The sequence below is a fragment of the Streptomyces sp. NBC_01077 genome, assembly GCF_045162855.1.
Taxonomy (GTDB): Bacteria; Actinomycetota; Actinomycetes; order Streptomycetales; family Streptomycetaceae; genus Streptomyces.
The window spans coordinates 2,648,534-2,674,068 of sequence record NZ_CP108669.1; the positions used below are offsets into that span (position 1 = coordinate 2,648,534).

Here is a 25,535-nt window from a genome sequence, read left to right on the forward strand (position 1 = left end):
GTCAGCCCGCCCGCAGTGCCCAGCCCCGCTCCTGCAGGGCCGCGCCGAGGACCGGGGCCGCCGAGGGCTCCACCATGAGCTGGACCAGACCCGCCTGCTGGCCGGTCGCGTGCTCGATGCGGACGTCCTCGATGTTGACCCCCGCACGGCCCGCGTCGGCGAAGATGCGGGCCAGCTCGCCCGGCTGGTCGCTGATGAGGACGGCGACCGTCTCGTACGTCGCGGGCGCGGCGCCGTGCTTGCCGGGGACGCGGGCGCGGCCGGCGTTGCCGCGGCGCAGGACGTCCTCGACGCCCGAGGCGCCGTCGCGGCGCTTGGCGTCGTCGCCGGACTCCAGCGAGCGCAGCGCCCGTACCGTCTCGTCCAGGTCCGCCGCGACGCCCGCGAGGACGTCGGCGACCGGGCCCGGGTTGGCGGAGAGGATCTCGATCCACATCCGCGGGTCGGAGGCGGCGATCCGGGTGACGTCGCGGATGCCCTGCCCGCAGAGCCGTACCGCCGTCTCGTCGGCCTCCTCCAGGCGCGCGGCGACCATCGACGACACGAGCTGCGGGGTGTGGGAGACCAGGGCGACCGCCCGGTCGTGGGCGTCGGCGTCCATGACGACGGGGACGGCCCGGCAGAGGGCGACGAGCTCCAGGGCGAGGTTGAGGACCTCGGTGTCGGTGCCCCGGGTCGGGGTGAGGACCCAGGGCCGCCCCTCGAAGAGGTCGGCGGTCGCGGCGAGCGGGCCCGAGCGCTCCTTGCCGGACATGGGGTGCGTACCGATGTACAGGGTGAGGTCGAGGCCCAGGGCCTCCAGCTCCCGCTTGGGGCCGCCCTTGACGCTTGCCACGTCGAGGTAGCCACGGCCGAGCCCGGCGGTCATGGCCGCGGCGAGGGTGGCGGCCACGTGTGCCGGGGGTACGGCGACGATGACGAGGTCCACGGGCCTCTCGGGCGCCTCGTCGGTGCCGGCGCCGAGCGCGGCGGCCGTGCTGGCGCGCGCCGGGTCGTGGTCGCGCAGATGGACGGTGACGCCCCGGCTCGCGAGGGCGAGCGCGGCGGAGGTGCCGATCAGTCCGGTGCCGATGACGAGCGCTGTTCTCACTGGGCGATGTCCTTGCGCAGAGCGGCCGCGGCGCCGAGGTAGACGTGCGCGATCCGGGACTTGGGAAGATCGGTCTCGACATGGGCGAGGAGCCGGACGACCCTCGGCATCGCCCCTTCGATGTCGAGCTCCTGCGCGCAGATCAGGGGTACGTCGACGATGCCGATGCGGCGGGCCGCGGCGGCGGGGAAGTCGCTGTGGAGGTCGGGGGTGGCCGTGAACCAGATGCTGATGAGGTCGTCGGCGTCGAGCCCGTTGCGCTCGAGGACGGCGGTGAGCAGCGCCTCGACCTGCTCGCTCATGTGTCCGGCCTCGTCCCGCTCCAGCTGGACGGCTCCTCGGACCGCTCGTACCGCCACGTCGTGCTCCTTCGCCTGCGTCAGTGCTCCGTTCAGCCTAGTCAGGCGCCGGGAGGGCGCGTCGCGGCGCCCGCCCTCCGAGACGGAGGGCGGGCGCCGCGGGAGCCGTCGGTGCCCCTGGAGCCGTCAGAGCTGCTGCGCGCGGATGAGGTCCTCCAGGGAGCCCTGGGGCACCGAGCCGTCCGGGGTCAGCTTGTCGACGGCCTGCGGCAGCGACTGCGCGATCTGGTCGGCGGCCTCCTGCGGGCTGACGCCGGCGTCCTGGGCGACCTTCTGCAGGGTGTCGTCCGGGAGGGCCTCGGCGATCTGTGCGCCGCTGACGGACTGGTTCTCACCGGTGCCGACCCAGGACTGGGCCTGGTCGGTGAGGCCGGACTTGGTGAGCATGTCGAGGAGTCCGCCGAGCGGGTTCGACCCGTCCGCACCGCCGGCGCCCTTGCCGCCGGAGAGGGCGCCGATCAGGGAGCCGAGGATGCCGCCGGCGCCGCCGCTGCCGCTCTGTCCGCCCGCGCCTCCGAGGAGGCTCCCGAGGAGACTGCCGAGGTCGTTTCCCGCCATGATTCTGCCTTTCGTCCGGTTCGGAACACGCCCAATGTCACCTGAACCGGGGTGTTCCGCCACTCGGGGTAAAGGCCTCGCCCACGAGATCCGCACGGTAGAACTGTCGCCATGCTCCTGCACGTCGTACCGCTGGCCGACTGGTCGGCCGCTCCCGATGCCCCGTACGCCCCGGCGTCCCTCGCCGCCGAGGGCTTCGTCCACTGCTCGCCGGACGAGGCCGCGGCCCTGGTGATCGCCGGGGACCGCTACCGGGATGTGGCCGGCCCGCTCCTGGTGCTGCTGATCGACGAGGACCGGCTGGCCGGGGAGATCCGTTGGGAGGGTTCGGGAGGGACGCTCTTCCCGCACGTGTACGGGCCGATCGAGCGGGAGGCGGTGACCTCGGTCCTGGAGGTACGGCGGGACGCGGACGGCCGTGCGAGGGAGCTGACCCCCTGGCTGTAGGCGTGTTGCGGGACCCTGCGGCTCCCCGGCGCCAAGGTGGCCGTATGACTTCACGCGCCACCAACCTGACTTCACGCGCCACGAGCCGCCGTACCGTCCTGGTCGCCGCCGCGGCCCTGACGGCGGGCTGCGGCTCGGACGACGGAGGCGACGGCGGTACGACCACCAGCGCCCCGGCCACCCCCGACACGAGCGCCCCGGCCACCCCGAGCACGCCCGGCACGAGTGCTCCGGCCACCACGGGCACCACCAGCGCGGCTCCGAGCGGCTCCGCGTCCCCCGTCGGCCGCGCCCTGGCCAAGACCTCCGACATCCCGGTCGGCGGGGGCACGGTCTTCGACGAGGAGAAGGTGGTCGTCACCCAGCCCACGGCCGGGGAGTTCAAGGCGTTCTCGGCCATCTGCACCCACCAGGGCTGTCTGGTGAACAAGGTCGCGGACGGCACCATCGACTGCCCCTGCCACGGCTCCAAGTACCGCATCACCGACGCGGCGGTGGTGGCGGGACCGGCTCCCCGCCCGCTGCCGGCCGAGCAGATCACCGTCTCGGGGGACTCGATCACCCTGACATAGCCCTGTCACTGCGCTGCCGTAGCCTGACCGGCATGACTCCGGACGAGCTGGTGCGCGAACACACGATCTACTCCTGTGTCATGGGCTCGCGCGCCTTCGGCCTCGCGACCGAGGGCAGCGACACGGACGTCCGGGGCGTGTACCTCGCCCCGACGCCGCTGTTCTGGCACTTCGACAAGCCCCCCGCGCATGTGGAGGGGCCGGCCGAGGAGCAGTTCAGCTGGGAGCTGGAACGGTTCTGCGAGCTGGCCCTGCGCAACAACCCGAACGTCCTGGAGTGCCTCCACTCCCCCGTCGTCGAGCACGTCGACGACCTCGGCCGTGAACTGCTCTCGCTGCGCGGCGCCTTCCTCTCCCGGCAGGCCCATCAGACCTTCGTCCGCTACGCGGGCGGGCAGCGCCGCAAGCTCGACGCGGACGTGCGCCAGTACGGTCACCCCCGCTGGAAGCACGCCATGCATCTGCTGCGGCTGCTGACCAGCTGCCGGGACCTCCTGCGCTCGGGCGAGCTTCGGATCGACGTCGGCGAGGAACGCGAACGCCTCCTGGCGGTCAAGCGCGGCGAGGTGTCCTGGCCCGAGGTCGAGTCCTGGATGAACCGACTCCAGGAGGAGGCCGACCGCGCCCTCGACTCGACCCCGCTCCCGGCGACACCGGACCACGCGCGCGTGCAGGACTTCCTGATCCGCGCGCGCCGCGCCTCGGCCACGGACGTGCTCTAACAGCTCTTCGGCCGGGCCCGTACGACGAGATCGTGCAGCAGGTCGTGGGCGCGTACCGCCGTCTCCCCCAGAGCGGACGCGGCCTGCGCCTCGTCCAGGACCCCGTGCAGGACCTCGGTCTCCGCCCGCACGTCCTCGATCGCCACGTCCGCGAGCCCGTGCTCCGCCGCCGCCTTCGCCGCGACGAGGTCGGGCAGCCGGGCGGGCGCCTCGGCGACCTCCTCGACCAGGGTCGGGAGATGGGCCTGCACCTCGCCCGACCGCATCAGGTGGATGCCGGTGAGCAGCGCCCGGTAGGTGTAGAGCAGCGGCTTGAGCTCACCGCCGCCCTCGAAGAGCCGCCACTGCGTCCCGGCGAAGCCCCGGTAGTGGTGGGCGTGGTGAGAGGTGAGCACCTCGGGCACGAGGGAGACCAGCTCCGCGTGGGTCTCCGTGGTGTGCGCGACGAGCGGGGAGGTGAGCTGCTCCAGGACGTAGCCGTTGCGGCGCAACATCAGCCGGGCGAACTTCCGCAGGTCGTGCGTGACGAGGTCCATCTCGACGCCGTCCCGGTCCCACATCCGGCTGCGGGTCTCCTCCGGCTCGCGCAGCCCGATCAGCGCCTCCACGGGCAGCAGGTGCGCCCCGCGCAGGTCCACGTCCGAGTCGCGGGACGGGAATCCGTACAGGTGCGCGCCGGAGACCGTCGCGAAGAGCAGGGGGTCGGGCTGTTCGGCCACGACGGCGGTGAGGTCCACGTCCTGCGAGGGGTCGAGAGTGAGCGTCATGGATCAAGCGTCCCAGAGCGCGCCGAAGGTCAGCAGGTCGCTCCGGTACTCGATGTGCTCCTCCCACTCCTTCGGCCAGGCGTCGGCGCCGAGATGGGCGCCGGCGAAGGCGCCCGCGAGGGCGGCGATCGAGTCGGAGTCACCCCGGGTGCAGGCGGCCCGGCGCAGGGCGGTGAGGGGCTCGTCGGGGAAGAGGAGGAAGCTGAGGAGCCCGGTGGCGAGGGCCTCCTCCGCGATCCAGCCGTCGCCGGTGTACGTACAGGGGTCGAGCTCCGGGTCCGCCGTGCGCTGGACGGCGTCCAGGCGCTCCAGGACGGCCAGGCACTCGTCCCAGCCGCGCCGGATGAAGGAGAGCGCGGAGGGGTCCTGGGAGCGGGTCCAGAGGTCGCCGAGCCAGTGCTCGTGGTAGCGGGAGCGGTTCTCGTACGCGTACGAGCGCAGCTGCCCGACGAGTCCGGCCGGGTCCACGCCCTGGGCGAGGAGGTACACGGCGCGGCCGGTGAGGTCGGAGGCGGCGAGCGCGGTGGGGTGACCGTGGGTCAGGGCCGCCTGGAGCTGCGCGGCGCCCGCCCGCTGCTCGTCACTGAGCCCGGGGACGAGCCCGATGGGCGCGACGCGCATGTTGGCGCCGCAGCCCTTGGAGCCGATCTGGCTGGCGTCCTGCCAGGGCCGGTCGCCGTCGAGGAGCATGCAGGCGCGGAGGCAGGTGTTGCCGGGGGCTCGGTTGTTCTCCGGGGAGTGGTACCAGTCGACGAACTCGTCCCGTACGGGCCTGGCCAGGCGCAGCGGGGCGAGCACCCCGCGGTCCATGGCGGTGCGGATGCCCCGGGCGAAGGCGAGGGTCATCTGGGTGTCGTCGGTGACGTACGCCTTCCCGCCCCTGACGGGCAGCGGCATCTCACGCCAGGGCCCGAACGAGGCCAGGATCGACGGCACGTCCTTGAACTCGGTCGGGAAGCCCAGGGCGTCGCCGAGCGCCAGCCCGATCAGGGAGCCGGTCGCGGCCTGCTTGGTGGCGGTGCGGGTGAGGTTCACGCGGATCGTCCTTCCGGTCGCAGCAGGGGCGGGTGGAGCGTGGTGGCCTCGCCCGCCCGGTAGAGAGCGGCCGGTTTCCCCCGTCCGCCGGTGAGGCGCGGCGGTCCTTCCACGGCCTGGACGAAGCCGGGCGTGGTGAGGACCTTGCGCCGGAAGTTGGGGCGGTCGAGCTCGACGCCCCAGACCGTCTCGTAGACCTGCCGCAGCTCGCCGAGGGTGAACTCGGGCGGGCAGAAGGCGGTCGCGAGACAGGTGTACTCCAGCTTGGCGCCGACCCGTTCGTGGGCGTCGGCGAGGATGCGGTCGTGGTCGAAGGCGAGCGGCCCGTGCTTCCCGTACGGCATCCACCGGGCCTGCGCCGCGTCTCCGCCACCGCGCGGTTCGGGTGCGTCGGGCACGAGCGCGGCGAAGGCGACGGAGACGACCCGCATCCTCGGGTCGCGGTCCGGATCGCTGTAGGTGCGGAGCTGTTCGAGGTGGAGTCCGGCGACGGTGGTCTCGGACAGTCCGGTCTCCTCGGCGAGTTCGCGGCGGGCGGCCCGCTCGGCGGACTCGCGGGGCAGGACGAAGCCGCCGGGGAGCGCCCAGGTTCCGGCGTACGGCTCCTGGCCGCGCTCGACGAGCAGGACGTGGAGGCGCTCCTCGCGGAGGGTGAGGACGGCGAGGTCGACGGTGACGGCGAACGGCTCGAAGGCGTACGGGTCGTAGCCCTCGGGCGCACTCGCCGGCACCCGGCCGTCGCTCTCGGGCACGCCGCCCGGCACCCCGGCGTCGCCCTCGGGCACACCCCCTGGGGTCCGGTGGCCGTTCATCGGCGCTCCGGCAGCGGGTCGGCGAGGTTCCAGCCCTCGGCGAGCAGCCCGTCCACGGCGGCGACCGCCGCCGCCAGCCGCTCCTCGTGGGGGCCGCTGAGGACGGCCGTGCGGCGGTCGCTGTGGGCGAGCTGGGTGAGGAAGCGCGCGGTCATCCAGGGCCGCAGGTGCTCCCCGTCGCGCAGTCCGTCGTCCTCGAAGTCGACGCCCCGGTGGTCGGTCAGCAGCCAGAGGTGCTGCCGGCCGTGGGCGGCGATCTCGCCGGTCGCGGGGCTGGCGGTGCCCATGTACCGCTCGTGCCAGATGGTGGTGGCGAAGGCGTCGGTGTCGCAGATGAGCACGGGTGAGCCGTCGCGGGCCGCCTCCTCCTCCAGTTCGGCCTGGCGCTGGGCGATGACGGGGAAGTCGGAGGAGTGGAAGGTGACGTCGGCCCAGTCGGCACCGGGGCGTTCGGCGCGGAGTTCGGCGAGCTTGAGTTCGCTGTACTCGCGCCCGTACTCCGGTACGTACCGGGTGCGGGCCCAGACGCCACCGCGCCGCCGGTAGTGGTCGGCCAGGGCGAGGGCCATGGTGGTCGTGCCGGTGGACTCGGCGCCGAGGACGACGACGCGCCGGGTGAGCGCGGACCGCACGGGCGGCTCCAGGTAGTCCCAGCAGCCGACGGGGTCCGCGCGGACGGCGGTCCCGGAGACGGGGAAGCGGATGCGCTCGGGGTCGACGCAGACGGGCTCGGCGCCGAAGCGGCGGGCGAGCTCCTCCCCGTACGGCTCCGAGGTGAAGACGGCGTCGACCTGCTCGGGCACGGCGGCCCGGAAGACGGCCATGTGGGCGTCCCACACGTCGGGGTCGTGGAGGTCGACGGGGGTGTCGTCGACGGCTCCGACGACGAGGGCGTCGGGGTGGATCTCGCGCATCCAGGCGACGCGCTCGTCGAGCGGAACGGACTCCACGGACGAGGCACAGACGAGCACGGTGAGGCGCTCGCAGCGGTCGAGGGCCGTGCGGACGAGATGGTGGTGGCCGGCGTGCGGCGGATAGAACTTGCCGAGGACGAGGCCGTGTCCGTAGCGCTTCATGCCGTCGCCCCCACCGGGAGGGCGCGCCGGGTGGTGAGGTCCCTGGTCCAGCCGCGCAGGCCGAGGACGCAGAGCGTCATGAAGCCGACGTACAGCAGGGAGGTCAGGTACAGCTCCTTGTACGCGTACAGCGGTACGTAGACCACGTCGGCGGCGATCCACAGCCACCAGGACTCCAGGCGCTTGCGGCACTGGCCGTAGGTCGCCATGAGGGAGAGCGCGGTCGTCAGGGCGTCCCAGAAGGGGACGGTCGAGTCGGTGGCGCGGTCGAGCAGCAGGGTGAGCGCAAGGGTCCCCACCACCCCCGCCGTGAGCAGCCACGTCCACTCGGTGCGCGTGGTGCGGCGCACCGGGAGGGCGTCGGAGCCTGGTCCACCCCCGTGGGTCCAGGTCCACCAGCCGTACACGGCGAGGGTGATGAAGACGATCTGGAGGCCGGCGTCGGCGTAGAGCCCCGCCTGCGTGAAGAGCAGGACGAAGAACAGGTTGTTGGCGATGCCGATGGGCCAGTTGGCGAGGTGCTGCCGGGCGACGAGCCATACGCAGAGCGCCCCGCTGCCGAATCCCAGGACCTCGGTCCAGCTGACCGGGGTGTCCAGGACGGTGAAGAGCGGCTGCTGCAGCGGTTCGAGCATGCTTGCGAGGCTCACGCCCGCCTCCTTAAGAGTCATGTTGACTATAAAGGGGGACGGGCTCCGGCCACAAGGCCGAAAAACCCGGGGAGAGCCGGGGCGACCCGGGAAGAGCCGGGGAACGCCGGGGAACGCCGGGGAGAGCGCGGAGCCTCAGAAAGGCCTGGGAGCGCCAGGGAGCACCGGGGGTGAGCGTGGAGCCTCAGCCGGTCGCCGCCCCGCGCTTCCGGACCAGGGGCAGATAGACCTCGTCGACGATCTCGACGAGGACCTCGTCGGGCGCGGTGGGGACCCCCCGCACCACGAACTCGTTGCGGAGCAGCACGACGGCGACCGTGGCGACCCGCGGATGCAGCGCCTCCGGCGAGGCCTCACCGCGCGCGACCGCACGCCCCAGGACGGTCAGCCAGGCGGCGGCCACGGAATCCGTGGACTGCTCGGGCAGCTGGGCCAGGAACTCGGAAGCACCCCCGGCCGCGGCCATCAGCTCACGCAGGACCGTGCCGAGCGGGGAGCTCCAGTGCCGGTTCGCGCCACGGAGCAGCTCCAGGACGTCGGCGCGCAGCTCCCCGGTGTCGGGCGGCTGGACCGAGGTGGCCAGCTGCCGGTAGCCGGCGATGCCGAGCGCGAGCCGGTTGGGCCAGCGGCGGTAGAGGGCGTTCTTGTTGGTGCCGGCGCGCCGCGCGACCCGGTCCATGGTCAGCCCGGCGTACCCGGACTCGGTGAGCTCCTCGGCGGCGGCGCGCAGGATCGCCTCCTCCAGAGCCGCACCCCGTCGCCGGGCCTGCCCGCCGGCAGCAGCCTGCTTCGTCGGTTCGTCCGCCATGCCCTCGTCCCGTGTTCGGTACCGCTCGTTCCTCTCCATGGTGGGCTTGACCGTTCATCACCGGCAAGTAAGGTACTCCGCGTACCTTAAAGGCCTCCGGAGGGACACGACACATGCGCGCCAAGGGCATCACGTACGACACCGGATTCGTCCGTGGGAGCGCGATCTCCCGCGAGCGCTTCGATCCCGTGACCGTCGAGCGCGAGCTCCGCGTCATCCGGGACGACCTGCACTGCACCGCGGTCCGCGTCACGGGCGGTGATCCCGAGCGGATCGAGCTCGCCGCGACGTTCGCCCTCGATCTGGGTCTCGAGGTCTGGTTCTCGCCGTACCCGCTCGAACTGACCGCCGACGAGATGCTGCCGCTGTTCGCCGACTGCGCCGAGCGGGCCGAGCGGCTCCGGCGGCGCGGCGGCGAGGTCGTCCTCGTCACCGGCGCCGAGCTGAGTCTGATGAACAAGGGGTTCCTGCCCGGCGACTCGATCGACGAGCGGGTCGCGTTCCTGCTCGCGCCGGACCGCCCGGCCGAGCGGATCGCGGAGGCCGCGGCCCGGGTCGACGCGTTCCTCGGCAGGGCCGTGGCCGTCGTCCGCGAACGGTTCCACGGCAGGATCACCTACGCCTCCGTACCGCTGGAGCGCATCGACTGGACGCCCTTCGACTTCCTGTCCGTGGATCTCTACCGGTCGGCCGAGATCGCCGACGCGTTCGACGCGGGCGTCCGGGGGCTCGTCGCGCAGGGAAAGCCGGTCGCGATCACCGAGTTCGGTTCCGCGACCTTCCGCGGCGCGGGCGACATGGGTGCGCGCGGCCTCGAGATCGTCGAATACGACAAGGAGAACGGGCGTCCGGTGCGCCTGAACGGGGAGTACGCGCGCGACGAGGCCGGCCAGGCCGCCTCCGTACGCGAACTCCTGGAGACCTTCGACGCCGCGGGCGTCGACAGCACCTTCGTGTTCGTCTTCGCCCTCCACGACCACGTACATCGCCCGGACGGCGATCCTCGCGACGACCTGGACCTGGCGAGCTACGGCATCGTGAAGGTCTTCGAGGACCGCAAGGGGGACACGTACCCCGACATGGAGTGGGAGCCGAAGGCCGCGTTCGCCGCCGTCGCCCGGCACCATCGGGAGAACTGAAGCGAGAACCGACGCGAGGATCGACGCGAGGACCGAGCGCTGTCGGAAGAGCGGGGGAACGGAGAAGCCCGTGACCGGCGGGCGGTCACGGGCTTCTCTCGTACAGCAGGCCTGGGCCTTACATGCCGACTTCCTTCATCAGCATGCCGACCTCGGTGTTGGTGAGCCGGCGCAGCCAGCCCGACTTCTGGTCGCCCAGACCGATCGGGCCGAAGGCCGTACGGACCAGCTTCTCGACCGGGAAGCCCGCCTCGGCCAGCATGCGGCGCACGATGTGCTTGCGGCCCTCGTGCAGCGTGACCTCGACCAGGTAGTTCTTGCCGGTCTGCTCGACCACGCGGAAGTGGTCGGCCTTGGCGTAGCCGTCCTCCAGCTGGATGCCGTCCTTGAGCCGCTTGCCGACCTCGCGGGGCAGCGGGCCGGTGATGGCGGCCAGGTAGGTCTTCTTCACGCCGTACTTCGGGTGCGTGAGGCGGTGGGCCAGCTCACCGTGGTTGGTGAGCAGGATGATGCCCTCGGTCTCCGTGTCGAGCCTGCCGACGTGGAAGAGGCGCGTCTCGCGGTTGTTGACGTAGTCGCCGAGGCACTGGCGGCCGTCCGGGTCCTCCATGGTGGAGACGACACCGGCGGGCTTGTTCAGCGCGAAGAAGATGTGCGACTGGGTGGCGACGGTCAGGCCGTCCACCTTGATCTCGTCCTTCTCCGGATCGACGCGCTTGCCCTGCTCCAGGACGATCTCGCCGTTGACCTCGACGCGGGCCTGCTCGATGAGCTCCTCGCAGGCGCGTCGCGAGCCCATGCCGGCGCGGGCGAGGACCTTCTGCAGCCGCTCGCCCTCCTGCTCGGCGCCGGGGAAGGTCTTCGGGGTCTTGATCTCCGGCCGGTTCTCGTACCGTTCCCGGTTGCGCTGCTCGATCTTGGCCTCGAGCTCGCGCGAGCGGGCCGGGGCCTGCCGCTGCCCGTGCGGGCCGCGACGGGGCGGCATACCGCCCTGAGGGGCCTTGGGGCCGCCCTTGGCGCCACCGCGGGCCGCGGAGCCGCGACCCTTCTTCGGGGCCTCGGCGGGGGGGCTCACGTCGTAGGAGCGCTCCTCGGGACGAGGCCGGCGCGGGTTGCTCGGGCTCTTCTGGCCGTCACGGCCGCCGCCACCCTGGTAGCCGCCACCGCCGCCACCCTGGTAGCCGCCGCTGCCACCGCGACCGCCACCGCCGCCGCCCTGGTAACCACCGCCACCGGAGCCACCACGGCCACCGCCGCTGCCACCGGAGCCGCTGCCGCCGCGGTAGCCACCGCCACCGCCGCTGCCACTGCCGCCACCGGAGCCCCGGTAGCCGCCACCGCCGGCGCCGCTGCCACCACGGCCGCCACCGCTGCTGCCGCCGCGGCCGCCGCTGTTGCCACCACGGCTCCCGCCGTTGTTTCCGCTGCTGTTCCTGCCGCTGCTGCTTCGCATCAAACTTCCGTCTTGTCGTCGTCGTCCTCACGATCCGGTGCATCCGGATCGAACGACGGGACCCCTTCCAGTGAGTCCGGCTCGACCGCCTCCGCCTCGGGGAGGAAGGGCGCGAGCTCGGGGAGCTCGTCCAGGCCGCGCAGGCCCATCCGCTCCAGGAAGTAGTTCGTCGTCCTGTACAGGATCGCACCTGTTTCGGGTTCCGCGCCCGTCTCCTCCACCAGACCCCTCTGGAGGAGGGTCCGCATCACGCCGTCACAGTTGACCCCGCGGACCGCGGAGACCCGGGAACGGCTGACCGGCTGGCGGTACGCGACGACCGCCAGCGTCTCCAGGGCCGCCTGGGTGAGCCGGGCCTGCTGGCCCTCCAGGACGAAGGCCTCGACGGCCGCGGCGTGCTCGGCGCGGGTGTAGTAGCGCCAGCCCCCGGCCACCTGCCGCAGCTCGAAACCGCGGCCCTGGACGGTGTACTCGTCGGCCAGCTCGCGCAGGGCGTCGGCCACCTCGCGGGGGGTGCGCTCCAGGACCTTGGCGAGGTGCGCCTCGGTGGCGGGCTCGTCGACGACCATGAGGACGGCTTCGAGGGCGGGCTTGAGGTCGCTCATGCGGTGGTCTCCTGATCGAACTCGTCGGTGACGCGAGGCGTCCCGTCCCCGTCCCCGCCGGTCCAGGAGACCGTGAGGTCCCCCAGGGCGGTCTCCTGGTCCAGGGCGACGGCCTTCTCCCGGTAGAGCTCCAGGAGGGCCAGGAAGCGGGCGACGACGGTGAGGGTGTCGTCGCCGACGTCCTCGATGAGCTCCCGGAAGAGCGCCGTCCCGCGCTCCCGCAGCAGCGAGACGACCACGGCGGCCTGCTCCCGGACGCTGACCAGCGGGGCGTGGATGTGGTCGACGTACACCTGGGGCTCGGGCTTGGGCTGCATGGCCTTGACGGCCAGTCTGGCGAAGCCCTCGGCGCCGATGGAGATGACGACCTCGGGGAGCAGCTCGGCGTGGTGCGGTTCGAGTCCGACGGTACGGGGATGGCGGCGGCCCTCGACCTCCCAGCGCTCCTCGAAGATCGTCGCGATGCGCTTGTACGCGCGGTACTGGAGGAGCCGGGCGAAGAGCAGGTCGCGGGCCTCGAGGAGCGCGAGATCGGCCTCGTCCTCGACCTCGGCGGCCGGCAGCAGCCGGGCGGCCTTGAGGTCGAGCAGGGTGGCTGCGACGACGAGGAACTCGGTGGTCTGGTCGAGATCCCCGTCGGGGCCGAGGGCGCGCAGGTGCGCCATGAACTCGTCGGTGACCTGGGAGAGGGCGACCTCGGTGACGTCGAGCTTGTGCTTGGTGATCAGCTGGAGCAGCAGATCGAAGGGCCCCTCGAAGTTCGCGAGCCGCACGGTGAACCGCCCGTCCCCGACCTCACCGGCCGGAGGCTCGGACTCAACGTCGGGTGCGGCCCCAGGCCCGGCCCCGGGCTCCGGTCCGGCCGCGGGCTCGAGCCCGGCCCCGGGCTCCGGTCCGGCCGCGGGCTCGGGCTCCGGCTCGGCCTCGGGTGCGGCCCCAAGCCCGACCCCGGGCTCCGGCCCGGCCGCGGGCTCGGGCTCCAGCTCGGCCTCGGGCTCCGGTCCGGCCGCGGGCTCGGTCCCGGCCCCGTGGTCCGCCCCGGCATCGCCGGCGGCCTCCGGTCCTGGCTCATCGCTCGCCCCGGGCCGCGCGGAGCCGTCGGCCTCGGCGCCGACACGGTCGTCCGCCCCCGCCCCGTCCTCCTCCGCGACCGCGAGGTCGGCAGGAGGGGTGGGAGCCCGCTCCTCCCCCACCCCCGCGACGGGAGCGGCGGCGGGCGGGGCCGGAGGCGGTGGGACGACGGCTGCCCCCTCCGCCTCGACCGGGCCACGCCCCAGGAGGCGGCGGCGTGGCGGGCGGGACGTTTCGTCAGAGGCGTGGTGCATGGAGGTCCAGGAGAACGGGGAGCGCGGCAGCCCGCAGGCTATCGTCAGCGGCCGCGCAGGCGGCGGACGAGGATGCTCGCGTCGCCGCGGGACTCCAGGTCCGCCAGGACGACCGCGACGGCCTCCCGGACGATCCGGCCCCGGTCCACGGCGAGACCGTGCTCGCCCCGGAGAACGAGCCGGGCGTGCTCCAGGTCCATCAGCTCCTCGGCGGAGACGTAGACCGTGATCTTCTCGTCGTGGCGCTCACGGCCGCTGGGCCGCCGGTTCGGGGCCCGGCCGCCGCGCCGTCGCGCCGCCGGGGCGGGCACCGCGGCGGAGGGCGCGGACTTTGGAGCGGCGCTCTCGGGCTCCGAAGTCCGGGCGCGGGGCTCCGTCGCCTCGGAGTCCGCCGCCGTGTGCTCCGCGGAGCCCTCGGCCGCCGTCGTGTCGCTCTCGCCCGCGGGTGCCGGGACGGCCCGGCGGGGCGCGGACGCCTGGAGCGCCGTCCCCCCGGTCGTACGGAAGAGTTCGTCGGCGCCGGGCAGACTCACTCGGCGTGACACCGGGCGAGCACCTCCCTGGCGAGCTGACGGTAGGCGGCGGCGCCCACGGAGTTGGAGGCGTACGTGGTGATGGGCTCGCCGGCGACCGTGGTCTCCGGGAAGCGCACGGTCCGCCCGATGACCGTGTGGTACACGTGGTCGTCGAAGGCCTCGACGACGCGCGCGAGGACCTCACGGCTGTGCACGGTACGGGAGTCGTACATCGTGGCGAGGATGCCGTCGAGCTCCAGGTCGGGGTTGAGCCGCTCCTGGACCTTCTCGATGGTCTCGGTCAGCAGCGCCACTCCGCGCAGCGCGAAGAACTCGCATTCCAGCGGCACGATGACCTTGTGAGCCGCCGTCAGGGCGTTCACGGTCAGCAGGCCGAGCGAGGGCTGACAGTCGATCACGATGTAGTCGTAGTCGTTCATCAGCGGCTTCAGGGCGCGCTGGAGCGTCGACTCGCGCGCGACCTCGCTCACGAGCTGGACTTCGGCGGCCGAGAGGTCGATGTTGCTCGGCAGCAGGTCCATGTTGGGTACGGCGGTCTTGAGGAGGACCTCGTCCGCCGACATGCCCCGCTCCATGAGCAGGTTGTAGACGGTGAGGTCGAGCTCCATCGGGTTCACGCCGAGGCCGACCGACAGGGCTCCCTGCGGGTCGAAGTCGACGAGCAGCACCCGTCGTCCGTACTCCGCGAGCGCGGCACCCAGGTTGATGGTCGACGTGGTCTTGCCGACGCCGCCCTTCTGGTTGCACATCGCGATGATCTTCGCGGGTCCGTGGTCCGTCAGCGGACCGGGGATCGGGAAGTACGGCAGGGGCCGTCCGGTCGGGCCGATCCGCTCGCGGCGCTGGCGGGCAGCGTCGGGTGCGAGGGTGGCCGCGTACTCCGGGTCGGGCTCGTACTCGGCGTCGGGGTCGTAGAAGTGCCCCTCGGGCACCTCGTCAAAGGCGGCGAAGTGGGTGGACTCTCGGCCCATCTCGTTGCCGGCCGTGGCGTTCACGTGTAGGCCGTCCATCGTCTTCATCGTGTGGGCTGTCGTCATGGGCTGGTGCGTCGCGAAGGTCCGCACCGCGACGGAGCCGATCGGAGCACCTGGCGCACCGCTCCCGGGAGTAATTGTCGACTCATTCACAAGTCGTCTTACCTCCTTGGATGTCACCAGGAACATTTATCGATAGGTCAGCGTGGCACCATGCCGACGGTTGGCGACTCTATGGCGTGTCACCGCTCCGCAGCAACACAATCCGCCGGACCCGGCCCGATGTGTCGGCAACCGAACACCTCTCTGTCAAGGGTGCGCAGGCATGCATCCACACGTTTCAGGGGTGTGCGAAACGGTTAAAGGGTTACGTTCGAGGCGAGTTGACCGAACGTTCCGGCGGGTCCGGACACACATCCGGCCGGACCTTGTCGAACAAGGTCCGGCCGGGTGTGTGGCATTGACGGCACGCGTTGACGGCGGTGCCGCGAGGGTCAGCCCAGGAGGGTGCTCAGCTCGACGTGCTCGAGGCCGTGCGCCTCGGCGACCTCCTTGTAAACCACCTTGCCGTCATGGGTGTTGAGGCCCAGACCGAGCGCGGCGTCGCGGCGCAGCGCCTCGACCCAGCCGTTGTTCGCCAGCGACACGATGTAGGGCAGCGTGGCGTTGGTGAGGGCGTAGGTGGAGGTGTTCGGGACCGCGCCCGGCATGTTGGCGACGCAGTAGAAGACCGAGTTGTGGACCTGGAAGGTCGGCTCGGCGTGGGTGGTCGGGTGCGAGTCCTCGAAGCAGCCGCCCTGGTCGATCGCAATGTCGACAAGGACACTTCCGGGCTTCATCTTGGCGACGAGCTCGTTGGTGACCAGCTTCGGGGCCTTGGCACCCGGGATGAGGACGGCGCCGATGACGAGGTCGGCCTCGACGACGGCCTTCTCCAGCTCGTAGGCGTTGGAGACGATCGTCTTCACCTTGGTGCCGAAGATCTTGTCGGCCTCGCGGAGCTTGTTGATGTCCCTGTCGAGCAGGGTCACGTGGAAGCCCATGCCGACGGCGATCTGCGTGGCGTTCCAGCCGGAGACGCCGCCGCCGATGACGACGCACTCGCCGGCGTGGGTGCCGGGGACGCCGCCGGGGAGGACGCCGCGGCCACCGACGGAGCGCATCAGGTGGTACGCGCCGACCTGCGGGGCCAGGCGGCCCGCGACCTCGGACATCGGGGCGAGCAGCGGGAGCGCGCGACCGGCGGTCTCCACGGTCTCGTACGCGATGGCGGTGGTGCCGGACTCCAGGAGCGCGTCCGTGCACTCCTTGGAGGCGGCGAGGTGCAGGTAGGTGAAGAGCGTCTGGTCCTTGCGGAGGCGGTGGTACTCCTCCGCGATGGGCTCCTTGACCTTGAGCAGCAGGTCGGCGGTGGCCCAGACCTCGTCGGCGGTGGGGAGGATCTCGGCGCCGGCGCCGACGTACTCCTCGTCCGTGATCGAGGAGCCGACACCGGCGTTCTGCTCGACGAAGACCTGGTGGCCGTGGCGGACGAGCTCGTGGACACCGGCAGGGGTGATGGCCACGCGGAACTCGTTGTTCTTGACCTCGCGGGGGATGCCGACCTTCATCGTCGATCACGGTCCTTGAATCAGGGGGGATACATGGGGCACTGCGATACATACCCGGATGCACTGCGGCGCACCGGGGCAGACCACGTTCGAACGCGGCGGACCCAGTCTAATGAAGGAGTTCCCGCTGTCTAGCCTTTCAAAGTACTAATCTTCGATCGAGCCACTGCGGATTTCGTAGGCAGATGATTCCGTTTCCAGCAGCCTTTCGGCCGCGGACCGGTGCAGCCGGGCCGCCGCGGGGTCGCCGAGCCGGTCGAGGGTGTCCGCGAGCCGCAGCTGGAGCGCGGCCTGGAGCCGGGTGTCCTGGGCGCGCCGGGCCCACTCGACCGCCTCCTCGCAGGTCCGCAGGGATTCCTCGGGCCGTCCGGCGTACTCCTGGACCCGGGCGGCCTCGCTCAACGCCCGCGCGTAGCCCGGGAGATCGTCGAGCCTCCGGTAGCCGGCCGCGGCGGCTCGCCAGTTCCGCAGCGCCTCGCCGTACCGGCCCGCATAGGTCTGTACGGCGCCGAGGCGGGCGTACAGCCGGGCCTGATCGGGCCGCTCGTCCCGGGCGAGGCGCTGGGCGAGCGCCCGCCCGTACCAGTCACCGGCCCGCTGCCAGTCCCCCAGCTCCTGGTAGGAACCACCTACGGATTCCATCGCGCGGCCGGTCGCGTACGGGTCATTTGCTGCGCGCCCGGCATCCAAAGCCGACCGATATCGCAGCAGAGCGTCTTTCGTCCTGCCGGTGCGGGCGTCGAGATCGGCCAGATTCAGCAGGGCCGCGGCCTGCTCCCGGTGCAGTCCACGCCGCTCGGCCACGTCCAGGACCAGCTGGTGGAGCCCGTACAGCTCGGGCGCGGTCGCCTCGGCTCCCCGGTGCGCGGCGAGCGCCCTGACCAGGGAGGCGACCAGCCGGCGGGCGAGGGTGTCGAGCTCCCCGTCGGCGACGGCGAGCCGGGCGGAGGCGAGCAGGAAGGACTGCCGGGTGCGCAGCCAGAGGGCCCCGGCGGCGGCGTTCGGGAAACGCAGGGCACGCGGCAGACCGGCCAGTTTGCTGCGGGCCGGCGAGCCCTCGGGTTCGGTGACCGCACGGCAGGACTGGAGGAGCCGTACGGTCCGCTCCAGCATCCGGGCCCGGGCGAGCTGCACCTCGGCGGGCCGGTCGCGCTCCTCCAGCTGAGCGCGAAGGAGGGGGACGAGATGGCCGGGCACCTCGTACTGCCCGTCCTCCCCCGCCGAGACGAGCCCCAGTGCGGCGAAGTCCGCGAGGGTCGTCGCCGCGGCCGAGACGGAGCAGCCGGCCAGCGCGGAGGCGGTGTGGGCGTCGGCCCGGCCCAGCGGGGCGAGCACGAGGAATCGCAGTATCCGGGCGGCCGTCGCGGGCAGCGCCTCGTGGGCGAGCAGGAAGGCCCGGGTGAGCGGGTCGCCGCTGAGCGCGCGGAGCCGCTTGGCCAGATCGGCGACGGAGGCCTTGGGCTGGGTGGAGAGCCAGCCGCCGGCGAGGACGACCGCGGCGGGCAGCCCGCCGCACTCCTCGACGAGAGTCTCGGCGGCCTGCGGGTCGACCGTGATGCGTACGGAGCCGGTGAAGGCGGTGAGCAGCTCGATGGCCGACTTGGGGTCGAGCCCGCCGAGGGTGCAGGGCCGTACGTCGGGAATGCCGGTGAGCGGTCCCCGGGAGACGCCCACCACCAGGGTGTCGGGGTTGTCGGGGATCAGCGGGTCGGCCTGTTCGGCGTCGACGGCGTCGTCGAGGACCAGGACGGACCGGCGCTCGCCGAGCGCCTTGCGGACCAGTTCGGTCAGCTCGTCCTCGGCGGCGCCGGGGGGTTCGGCGACCCCGAGCGCGGCGAGAAGTTCCTGGGCGACGCGGGCGGTGGGGACGGGGTCGCCGCCGGGCTCGGTGAGCCGGGCGCGGAAGATCCCGTCGGGGTACTGGCCGGAGAGTCCGGCGGCGAGTTCCTCGGCGAGCGCGGTACGCCCGGAGCCGGGCTTGCCGGCGATGAGGAGGACGCGGGCCCGGGGCGCCTTGCGGCCGGTGAGGGTGTCGAGGCCGGTCCGTTCGATGTCGGCGAGCAGGGCCTTCAACTCCCGCTGCCGGCCGAAGAACTGCCGGCGGCCGGCCGCCGCCACCGCCTGATCCGTCACGGGCCACGCTCCCGTCCACCTGCGCACGAGCCGATCCCGCGGGGGTCTCCGCACGGGCGATTCCGAGCGTAGTTCAGGGCGTGTACCGGACTTGGCGGAGCGCGGCGGGCACATCCCCCGATCGGATCAGCGGATGGTCACACCACCACACCTCCGCCACGCACCCACCAACCCGTCGAGCGCTCACCCATCCCGCCGTTGTGGGCAACTGGGTCCACCCCGTTGTGGGCATTCGTTCCGCAGGGGCGGAACGGGTGGGCACAACGGACGGCGCCCCTTGCCGGGCCCAGGCTTCCGCGCCTGAACCCGCACCACAGGTGCGCCGCGCTTGCTGGTGCGGGTCCAGACACAAGGAGCGGAGGCGCCGCCAAGCGCGGCGTCCCGTGTGCCCACCCGTCCCGCCCCAGCGGGACGATTGCCCACACGGCGGGTGGGTGACGGCGGCACGCATACCCGAGCGGGCACAGGTCAGGCAGGGCTCAGGCCCACAGCGGCACGGGCCCAGGCCCGGGCGGGTGCAGGCCCGAGCGGGTGCAGGCCCGCACGGGCACAGGCCCGGGCAGGGCACAGGCCACGACGGCCGGCAGTCGCTACGCCTCGAAGGGCCTCGCCGGCCACGCCGCATCCGCCGGACGCAACGCCCCGACCCCCTCCCCCGTCCGCGCCGCAGCCAGCGCGAGCACCCCCGCCACGAGGCACATGTTGTGCAGATCCCCCGCGAGAACCCCCCGTACGAGATCCCCGAGAGGCACCCGCGCCAGCTCCATGTCCGCCTCCTCCTCGGAGACTTCGTAGCGCTGCCCCTCCGCCTCCGAGAGACCGCGCGCGAGGAAGATCCGTACGGCCTCGTCGCAGCCGCCCGGGGTCGGGTAGACGTCGGTCAGGACCCGCCAGTCCTCGGCCTTGACGTGCGCCTCCTCGTACAGCTCGCGCTGGGCGGCGTGCAGCGGGTTCTCACCGGGCACGTCGAGGAGTCCCGCCGGGATCTCCCAGAGCTTCTGCCGCACCGGGTGCCGGTACTGCTTGAGCAGCAGGACCCGGTCCTGCTCGTCGAGGGCCAGGACGGCCACCGAGCCGGGGTGGACCTGGTAGTCGCGGCGCGCGACCGTGCCGTCCGGCATGACCACGTCGTCCGTGCGGACACTCGTCTTCTTTCCCTGGAACGGGGTCGTCGTCGCGACGACCCGCCACTCCTCAGGGGTGTCCTGCAACTCCATCTGGTCCTCCCACATACGAAAGCCGGGGTACGCGTCCGTGAGGACCCGTACCCCGGCAACGTTAACGCCCGGCGGCTACTTGGCCGGCTTGCCCGTCTTGCGCTCCACGGCCGCCTTCACCAGGCCCGCGAAGAGCGGGTGCGGACGCGTCGGACGCGAGCGCAGCTCCGGGTGCGCCTGCGTGGCGACCAGGTAGGGGTGGATCTCTCGCGGGTACTCGACGTACTCGACGAGCTTGTTGTCCGGGGAGGTGCCGGAGAAGACCAGACCGGCCTTCTTCTCCAGCTCCGCGCGGTAGGCGTTGTTCACCTCGTAGCGGTGACGGTGACGCTCGTCGACGTACGGCTGGTCGTCGTAGACCTCACGGACGATCGAGCCCTCGGCGAGCTTCGCCGGGTACAGACCCAGGCGCATCGTTCCTCCCAGGTCGCCGGCGCCCTCGACGAACGCCAGCTGCTCCTCCATCGTCGAGACGACGGGGTGCGCGGTGGCCGGGTCGAACTCGGTGGAGTTGGCCTCGGGGATGTCGGCCAGGTTCCGGGCCGCCTCGATGACGATGCACTGGAGACCGAGGCAGATGCCGAGCAGCGGCACCTTGTTCTCGCGGGCGTACTGGATCGCGCCGACCTTGCCGCTCACACCGCGGTCGCCGAAACCACCGGGGATGAGGACGGCGTCGACGTCGCCGAGCTGCTTCTTGGCCCCGGCCGGGGTCTTGCAGTCGTCGGAGGTGACCCACTTGACCTTGACGCGCGCCTTGTTGGCGAAGCCGCCGGCCCGCATGGCCTCGGTGACCGAGAGGTACGCGTCGGGCAGGTCGATGTACTTGCCGACGAGCGCGACGGTGACCTCGTGGTCGGGGTTGTGGACGCGGTCGAGCAGGTCGTCCCACGTCGACCAGTCCACGTCACGGAAGGGCAGGTCGAGCTTGCGGACGACGTAGGCGTCCAGGCCCTCGGTGTGGAGCACCTTGGGGATGTCGTAGATCGACTTGGCGTCGATCGCGGCGACGACCGCGGCCTCGTCGACGTCGCACATCAGCGAGATCTTGCGCTTGATGGAGGTCGGGACCTCGCGGTCGGCGCGCAGCACGATCGCGTCCGGCTGGATGCCGATGTTGCGCAGCGCGGCGACGGAGTGCTGGGTCGGCTTGGTCTTCAGCTCGCCGGAGGGGCCGATGTAGGGCAGCAGCGAGATGTGCACGACGAAGACGTTGTCGCGGCCGACCTCGTGGCGGACCTGGCGGACGGTCTCCAGGAACGGCAGCGACTCGATGTCTCCGACCGTGCCGCCGACCTCGGTGATGACGACGTCGACGTCGTCGGTCGCCATGCGGCGGATCCGGGACTTGATCTCGTTGGTGATGTGCGGGATGACCTGCACGGTGTCACCGAGGTACTCGCCGCGCCGCTCCTTGGCGATGACCTGCGAGTAGACCTGGCCGGTGGTGACGTTGGCCGAGCCGTCGAGGTCGACGTCGAGGAAGCGCTCGTAGTGGCCGATGTCCAGGTCGGTCTCGGCGCCGTCGTTGGTGACGAACACCTCGCCGTGCTGGAAGGGGTTCATCGTGCCCGGGTCGACGTTGAGGTACGGGTCGAGCTTCTGCATCGTGACCCGCAGGCCCCGGGCCTTGAGGAGCGCACCCAGGCTGGAGGCGGTCAGGCCCTTGCCGAGGCTGGAGGCGACACCCCCGGTGACGAAGATGTGCTTGGTCGTCGTGGTTTTGGGCGGCATCGCCAAGAGGGGGCTCCCGTGGTCGCGTTCTGGAGGTGCGTACCGGCGTCCCCTCCGGAAGAATCGGGGGGTGCCGTCGCTGCGGTTTCGGGGTCCTCGGCTGTCGCCGTTTCCCACCGGTCCACGGGGTACCAGGGTATCAGCGACATCGGGAGGCCGCTTCCGGCCACACGCGGCAGTCGGGTGTACACGGACGGCGACGTGAGGGAGGGCGGACCCTCCCGACGGGCGGGGGAAGGACCCCCGCGGGGCGGGGGGATCGGCCTCCCACCGGGCGAAGGGAGGTTCTCTCACCTGCGACGGACGGGATCTCCCAGCCGTGACGGAAGGACCTTCCACCGGCGAACGGGACCCGTTCACCTGATCGGAGCAACGCTGTTACCGGCGTGATCACCGGGTCACTAGGGTGCGAAGTATCCTGCTCGGAACATTGCCCGCCGAGCCGGCCGGCCAGCGGCACCACCCCGCCCGTCACCCGGACCCAAGTGCTCGTCGAAGATCCCTTGACCGCTGACACACGCAGACCCGGCTGACACCCAGCCGGCGCATCTGAGCAAGCGCCCCGCGGGGCGGACGTGGCCGTTCGACTGGAGTGAAGCACGTGGCCGGGCGCATCGAGGATTACGCACTCATCGGAGACATGCAGACCGCCGCCCTGGTCTGCCGGGACGGCAGCGTCGACTGGCTGTGTCTCCCCCGATTCGACTCCCACGCGATCTTCGCCGGGCTGCTGGGCACCGAGGAACACGGATTCTGGCGGGTGGGCCCCGCCGGGCCCGCCGACGCCGAGCCGCCCCCGGCCGACCGGCGCCGCTACCGGGGCGACTCGCTGATCCTGGAATCCGAGTGGGACACGCCGCGCGGCACGGTCCGGGTGACCGACTTCATGCCGCCGCGCGACGGCGCCCCGCAGCTCATCCGGATCGTGGAGGGCGTCTCCGGCCGGGTCCGGATGCGTTCCTCGCTGCGGATGCGGTTCAGTTACGGCCGGATCGTGCCGTGGGTCCACAAGGTCGGGGACCGTACGGTCGCCGTCGCGGGACCGGACTCCGTGTGGCTGGACACCGACGCCGAGACCCACGGCAAGGACCTCACGACGTACTCCGACTTCACCGTGAACCCCGGTGACCGGATCACCTTCACCCTCTCCTGGCAGCCCTCCCACAAGGAGCCGCCGGCGCTTCCGGACCCCGAGGGCTCCCTGGAGGCGACCGCCGACTTCTGGCGCGAATGGGTCGAGCACTGCACGTACCACGGCCCCTACCGGGAGGCCGTGATCCGCTCCCTGATCACTCTGAAGGCGCTGACGTACGCGCCGACCGGCGGGATCGTGGCCGCGCCGACCACCTCGCTGCCCGAGGAGATCGGCGGTGTCCGCAACTGGGACTACCGCTACACCTGGCTCCGCGACGCGGCGATCACCCTCTCCTCCATGCTGCGCACGGGCTACCGCGAGGAGGCCCGCGCCTGGCGGGACTGGCTGCTCCGCGCGGTCGCCGGCGACCCGGAGAACCTCCAGATCATGTACGGCATCGCCGGCGAGCGGGAGCTCGGCGAGGCGGAGCTCGACTGGCTCCCGGGGTACGAGAACTCCGGCCCGGTGCGGGTCGGCAACGGCGCCGCCAACCAGCTGCAGCTGGACGTCTACGGCGAGGTCACCGAGGCCCTCCACCTCGCGCACATGACGGGGCTCTCCCGCAACGACTACGCCTCGCTCCTCCAGATCAAGCTGATCAACTACCTGGAGAAGCACTGGGACCAGCCCGACGAGGGCATCTGGGAGGTCCGCGGCCCGCGCCGGCACTTCGTCCACTCCAAGGTGATGGCCTGGGTGGCCGTCGACCGCACGATCAAGCTCATCGAGTCCGGGGACGCCGACGGCCCGCTGGAGCGCTGGCACGAACTGCGCGACGAGATCCACCGGGACGTCTGCGAGAAGGGCTACGACCCCGAGCGGAACACCTTCACGCAGTCGTACGGCTCCAAGGAGCTGGACGCCTCGCTGCTGCTGATCCCGCAGATGGGCTTCCTGCCGCCGGACGACAAGCGGGTCATCGGCACGATCGAGGCGATCCAGCGGGAGCTGTCCACGGAGGACGGTTTCGTGCTCCGGTACCCGACCTCCGGCGAGGAGGCCGGGGTCGACGGCCTGGAGGGCGACGAGGGCGCGTTCCTCGCCTGCTCGTTCTGGCTGGCGGACGACCTGGCGATGATCGGCCGGGTGGACGAGGCCCGCTCGCTCTTCGAGCGGCTGCTCGCGCTCCGCAACGACCTGGGGCTGCTCGCCGAGGAGTGGGACCCGAGGCTCCAGCGGCAGGTCGGCAACTTCCCGCAGGCCTTCAGTCACGTGCCCCTGATCGACACGGCACTGCGACTGACGGCGAGCGGGGCGTACGGGGGCTGAGCGGGGCGCACGGGGCCGGGGTCCGTCCCGCCCAGCACGCGCGGGACGGACCCCGGACCTACGATGAAGGGGTCCCGTCCCCCCGTACGAAAGGGGGGCTCCCATGGGCCCCCACATCTCCGAAAGCGCCCTGTCAGGGCTGGTCGAGGACCTCGCGGGCGAGGTGATCGTCCCGGGTGATCCGGGCTACGGCGAGGCCCGCGCCCTCCACAACGGCATGATCGACCACCGTCCCGCGGTGATCGCCCAGTGCGCGACGCAGGCGGACGTGTCCAACGCGATCCTCTTCGGACGCGCGTGCGAACTCCCCGTCGCGGTGCGCGGCGGCGGCCACAGCGTCGCCGGGACCTCCGTGATCGACGGCTCGCTCGTCGTCGACCTGCGCCGGATGCACGCGGTCGTCGTGGACCCGGAGGACATGACGGTACGGGTCGAGGGCGGGGCGACGATGGGGCAGATGGACCACGCCTGCCAGCCGTTCCATGTCGCGACCACCGGCGGGCGGGTCTCCACCACCGGGATCGGCGGCTTCACGCTGGGCGGCGGATCGGGCTGGCTGGAGCGGAAGTTCGGTCTTGCCAGCGACAACCTGCTGGCCGCCGAACTCATCACGGCCGAGGGGAAGCACGTCCACACGGACGCGGAGGAGAACCCGGAGCTGTTCTGGGCACTGCACGGCGGCGGCGGCAACTTCGGGGTGGCGACCTCGCTGACGCTGCGGCTGCACGAGCTGCCGCGGATGAGCGTCGTGATGCTGTTCTTCCTGCCCGACAACGCGCCCGAGGTGGTACGCACCTTCCGGGACATCGCCGAAGCCGCCCCGGACGAGGTGGGCGGCGGGGCGATCTACCTGCCCGCACCGCCCGAGCCGTTCGTCCCGGAGGACCTGGTCGGCAAGCTGGTCTGCGGGACGCTGCTCACGTACGCCGGTCCGGTCGAGGAGCTGCGGCAGCTGGTGGCGCCGCTGCTCGCCCTGGGGCCCGAGGTCGAGATCGTCACGGACATCCCGTACACGGAGCTGCAGTCCATGCTCGACGACCCGCCGGGGCTGCGGAACTACTGGTCGGCCGAGTACCTGACCGCCTTCCCGGACGAGGCCGTGGACGTGTTCTGCGACCGCGGCGCGGCGATCCCGCTGCCCGCGGCCACCCAGCACGTGCTGTTCATGATGGGCGGCGCGGTGGCGGCCGGCGCCGGGCCGTACCCGCAGCCGTGGCGCGCCGCGCCCTGGGCCGTGCACCCGTTCGCGACCTGGGAGGACCCGGCGATGGACGAGGCCGAGATCCAGTGGGTGCGGGACGTGCGGGCCGATGCGCGGCCGTGGGCGCTCGACTCCGTGTACCTGAACTTCGTCGGCGCCGAGGGCGAGCAGCGGGTCGTCTCCTCCTTCGGCGAGGAGAACTACCGCCGGCTTGCCGCCGTCAAGGCCACGTACGACCCCGACAACGTGTTCCGCTTCAACCAGAACATCACCCCGGCCGCCGCCTGAGCACCGGCCCGCCCGACCAC

The 25,535-nt window shown here is 72.0% G+C and carries 24 protein-coding genes; 6 read left to right on the top strand and 18 right to left on the bottom strand.

Annotated elements, in window-relative coordinates; genetic code table 11:
* Position 1 precedes the first annotated feature (1 nt).
* The 3 genes from OG462_RS11780 to OG462_RS11790 form a co-directional block, all read right to left on the bottom strand.
* A complete protein-coding gene (locus tag OG462_RS11780; RefSeq protein ID WP_406057105.1) occupies positions 2-1,090 on the bottom strand; it encodes a prephenate dehydrogenase in 1,089 nt (362 codons plus the stop codon).
* Entirely contained in the window at positions 1,087-1,449 is a 363-nt protein-coding gene (gene aroH, locus OG462_RS11785) for a chorismate mutase (RefSeq protein WP_406057107.1), read from the bottom strand. The genes OG462_RS11780 and aroH overlap by 4 nt, the downstream gene beginning before the upstream one ends.
* A gap of 126 nt (positions 1,450-1,575) precedes the next feature.
* Entirely contained in the window at positions 1,576-2,007 is a 432-nt protein-coding gene (locus OG462_RS11790) for a YidB family protein (protein ID WP_406057109.1), read from the bottom strand.
* A 111-nt stretch (positions 2,008-2,118) separates the two neighbouring features.
* Here OG462_RS11790 and OG462_RS11795 point away from each other — a divergent pair, with 111 nt between their 5' ends.
* From OG462_RS11795 to OG462_RS11805, 3 genes are read left to right on the top strand one after another with little or no spacing between them, the layout of a single operon-like run.
* A complete protein-coding gene (locus OG462_RS11795; RefSeq protein ID WP_406057111.1) occupies positions 2,119-2,454 on the top strand; it encodes a DUF952 domain-containing protein in 336 nt (111 codons plus the stop codon).
* A gap of 44 nt (positions 2,455-2,498) precedes the next feature.
* The gene (locus OG462_RS11800) at positions 2,499-3,026 is read left to right on the top strand and encodes a Rieske (2Fe-2S) protein (protein ID WP_406057113.1); all 528 of its coding nucleotides are present in this window, start codon (positions 2,499-2,501) and stop codon (positions 3,024-3,026) included.
* 32 nt (positions 3,027-3,058) lie between these two features.
* On the top strand, positions 3,059-3,748 hold the full coding sequence (locus OG462_RS11805; RefSeq protein WP_406057115.1) for a DNA polymerase beta superfamily protein: 690 nt from the start codon (positions 3,059-3,061) through the stop codon (positions 3,746-3,748).
* Here OG462_RS11805 and OG462_RS11810 read toward each other — a convergent pair.
* The 6 genes from OG462_RS11810 to OG462_RS11835 form a co-directional block, all read right to left on the bottom strand.
* On the bottom strand, positions 3,745-4,515 hold the full coding sequence (locus OG462_RS11810) for a DNA polymerase beta superfamily protein (RefSeq protein ID WP_406057117.1): 771 nt from the start codon (positions 4,513-4,515) through the stop codon (positions 3,745-3,747). The two genes, OG462_RS11805 and OG462_RS11810, sit on opposite strands and share 4 nt — an antisense overlap.
* Before the next feature lie 3 nt (positions 4,516-4,518).
* Entirely contained in the window at positions 4,519-5,550 is a 1,032-nt protein-coding gene (locus tag OG462_RS11815) for an ADP-ribosylglycohydrolase family protein (protein ID WP_406057119.1), read from the bottom strand.
* Positions 5,547-6,281: an NUDIX hydrolase gene (locus OG462_RS11820; protein WP_406066483.1), complete on the bottom strand. Its 735-nt coding sequence runs from the start codon at positions 6,279-6,281 to the stop codon at positions 5,547-5,549. Before OG462_RS11820 ends, OG462_RS11815 begins: the two co-directional genes overlap by 4 nt.
* 77 nt (positions 6,282-6,358) lie before the next feature.
* On the bottom strand, positions 6,359-7,438 hold the full coding sequence (locus OG462_RS11825) for an AAA family ATPase (RefSeq protein WP_406057121.1): 1,080 nt from the start codon (positions 7,436-7,438) through the stop codon (positions 6,359-6,361).
* Positions 7,435-8,088: a nicotinamide riboside transporter PnuC gene (pnuC, locus tag OG462_RS11830; RefSeq protein ID WP_406057122.1), complete on the bottom strand. Its 654-nt coding sequence runs from the start codon at positions 8,086-8,088 to the stop codon at positions 7,435-7,437. The genes OG462_RS11825 and pnuC overlap by 4 nt, the downstream gene beginning before the upstream one ends.
* A gap of 184 nt (positions 8,089-8,272) precedes the next feature.
* Positions 8,273-8,896 (bottom strand): TetR/AcrR family transcriptional regulator, encoded by a 624-nt coding sequence (locus OG462_RS11835; RefSeq protein ID WP_406057124.1) that lies wholly within the window; start codon positions 8,894-8,896, stop codon positions 8,273-8,275.
* Between the two features lie 113 nt (positions 8,897-9,009).
* On the opposite strand from OG462_RS11835, the gene OG462_RS11840 reads away from it, so the two are divergent.
* Positions 9,010-10,035: a hypothetical protein gene (locus OG462_RS11840; protein ID WP_406057126.1), complete on the top strand. Its 1,026-nt coding sequence runs from the start codon at positions 9,010-9,012 to the stop codon at positions 10,033-10,035.
* A 118-nt stretch (positions 10,036-10,153) separates the two neighbouring features.
* Here the strand turns inward: OG462_RS11840 and OG462_RS11845 are convergent, their stop codons facing one another.
* The 9 genes from OG462_RS11845 to OG462_RS11885 all read right to left on the bottom strand — a co-directional run bounded on the left by OG462_RS11845 (position 10,154) and on the right by OG462_RS11885 (position 21,622).
* On the bottom strand, positions 10,154-11,488 hold the full coding sequence (locus OG462_RS11845) for a pseudouridine synthase (protein WP_406057128.1): 1,335 nt from the start codon (positions 11,486-11,488) through the stop codon (positions 10,154-10,156).
* The gene (gene scpB / locus OG462_RS11850) at positions 11,488-12,093 is read right to left on the bottom strand and encodes an SMC-Scp complex subunit ScpB (RefSeq protein ID WP_327161256.1); all 606 of its coding nucleotides are present in this window, start codon (positions 12,091-12,093) and stop codon (positions 11,488-11,490) included. The genes OG462_RS11845 and scpB overlap by 1 nt, the downstream gene beginning before the upstream one ends.
* A complete protein-coding gene (locus tag OG462_RS11855) occupies positions 12,090-13,418 on the bottom strand; it encodes a segregation and condensation protein A (RefSeq protein ID WP_406057130.1) in 1,329 nt (442 codons plus the stop codon). Before OG462_RS11855 ends, scpB begins: the two co-directional genes overlap by 4 nt.
* A gap of 44 nt (positions 13,419-13,462) precedes the next feature.
* Positions 13,463-13,963: a hypothetical protein gene (locus tag OG462_RS11860; protein ID WP_406057132.1), complete on the bottom strand. Its 501-nt coding sequence runs from the start codon at positions 13,961-13,963 to the stop codon at positions 13,463-13,465.
* Positions 13,948-14,973 carry a ParA family protein gene (locus tag OG462_RS11865; protein WP_037631020.1) on the bottom strand — a complete coding sequence of 342 codons (1,026 nt, stop codon included), beginning with the start codon at positions 14,971-14,973 and terminating at the stop codon, positions 13,948-13,950. Before OG462_RS11865 ends, OG462_RS11860 begins: the two co-directional genes overlap by 16 nt.
* A gap of 449 nt (positions 14,974-15,422) precedes the next feature.
* Positions 15,423-16,538, bottom strand: a complete 1,116-nt coding sequence (gene ald / locus OG462_RS11870; protein ID WP_406057134.1) for an alanine dehydrogenase — start codon at positions 16,536-16,538, stop codon at positions 15,423-15,425.
* A gap of 147 nt (positions 16,539-16,685) precedes the next feature.
* A complete protein-coding gene (locus tag OG462_RS11875; RefSeq protein ID WP_406057136.1) occupies positions 16,686-18,671 on the bottom strand; it encodes a tetratricopeptide repeat protein in 1,986 nt (661 codons plus the stop codon).
* Between the two features lie 590 nt (positions 18,672-19,261).
* A complete protein-coding gene (locus OG462_RS11880; protein WP_406057138.1) occupies positions 19,262-19,888 on the bottom strand; it encodes an NUDIX domain-containing protein in 627 nt (208 codons plus the stop codon).
* A 75-nt stretch (positions 19,889-19,963) separates the two neighbouring features.
* Positions 19,964-21,622, bottom strand: a complete 1,659-nt coding sequence (locus OG462_RS11885; RefSeq protein WP_406057140.1) for a CTP synthase — start codon at positions 21,620-21,622, stop codon at positions 19,964-19,966.
* A gap of 601 nt (positions 21,623-22,223) precedes the next feature.
* Between OG462_RS11885 and OG462_RS11890 the strand changes: the two genes are divergently transcribed.
* The gene (locus OG462_RS11890; RefSeq protein ID WP_406057142.1) at positions 22,224-24,026 is read left to right on the top strand and encodes a glycoside hydrolase family 15 protein; all 1,803 of its coding nucleotides are present in this window, start codon (positions 22,224-22,226) and stop codon (positions 24,024-24,026) included.
* A 103-nt stretch (positions 24,027-24,129) separates the two neighbouring features.
* On the top strand, positions 24,130-25,515 hold the full coding sequence (locus tag OG462_RS11895) for an FAD-binding oxidoreductase (RefSeq protein ID WP_406057144.1): 1,386 nt from the start codon (positions 24,130-24,132) through the stop codon (positions 25,513-25,515).
* The last annotated feature ends 20 nt before the right edge of the window (positions 25,516-25,535 follow it).

Excerpts from the sequence above, each read along its gene's own strand:
- OG462_RS11885 (WP_406057140.1), bottom strand. The coding sequence starts at position 21,622 with ATGCCGCCCAAAACCACGACGACCAAGCACATCTTCGTCACCGGGGGT.
- OG462_RS11795 (WP_406057111.1), top strand. The coding sequence starts at position 2,119 with ATGCTCCTGCACGTCGTACCGCTGGCCGACTGGTCGGCCGCTCCCGAT.
- OG462_RS11880 (WP_406057138.1), bottom strand. The coding sequence starts at position 19,888 with ATGGAGTTGCAGGACACCCCTGAGGAGTGGCGGGTCGTCGCGACGACG.
- ald (WP_406057134.1), bottom strand. The coding sequence starts at position 16,538 with ATGAAGGTCGGCATCCCCCGCGAGGTCAAGAACAACGAGTTCCGCGTG.
- OG462_RS11800 (WP_406057113.1), top strand. The coding sequence starts at position 2,499 with ATGACTTCACGCGCCACCAACCTGACTTCACGCGCCACGAGCCGCCGT.
- OG462_RS11855 (WP_406057130.1), bottom strand. The coding sequence starts at position 13,418 with ATGCACCACGCCTCTGACGAAACGTCCCGCCCGCCACGCCGCCGCCTC.
- OG462_RS11835 (WP_406057124.1), bottom strand. The coding sequence starts at position 8,896 with ATGGCGGACGAACCGACGAAGCAGGCTGCTGCCGGCGGGCAGGCCCGG.
- OG462_RS11810 (WP_406057117.1), bottom strand. The coding sequence starts at position 4,515 with ATGACGCTCACTCTCGACCCCTCGCAGGACGTGGACCTCACCGCCGTC.
- scpB (WP_327161256.1), bottom strand. The coding sequence starts at position 12,093 with ATGAGCGACCTCAAGCCCGCCCTCGAAGCCGTCCTCATGGTCGTCGAC.
- OG462_RS11895 (WP_406057144.1), top strand. The coding sequence starts at position 24,130 with ATGGGCCCCCACATCTCCGAAAGCGCCCTGTCAGGGCTGGTCGAGGAC.
- OG462_RS11840 (WP_406057126.1), top strand. The coding sequence starts at position 9,010 with ATGCGCGCCAAGGGCATCACGTACGACACCGGATTCGTCCGTGGGAGC.
- OG462_RS11865 (WP_037631020.1), bottom strand. The coding sequence starts at position 14,973 with ATGAAGACGATGGACGGCCTACACGTGAACGCCACGGCCGGCAACGAG.
- OG462_RS11790 (WP_406057109.1), bottom strand. The coding sequence starts at position 2,007 with ATGGCGGGAAACGACCTCGGCAGTCTCCTCGGGAGCCTCCTCGGAGGC.
- OG462_RS11825 (WP_406057121.1), bottom strand. The coding sequence starts at position 7,438 with ATGAAGCGCTACGGACACGGCCTCGTCCTCGGCAAGTTCTATCCGCCG.
- OG462_RS11845 (WP_406057128.1), bottom strand. The coding sequence starts at position 11,488 with ATGCGAAGCAGCAGCGGCAGGAACAGCAGCGGAAACAACGGCGGGAGC.
- OG462_RS11805 (WP_406057115.1), top strand. The coding sequence starts at position 3,059 with ATGACTCCGGACGAGCTGGTGCGCGAACACACGATCTACTCCTGTGTC.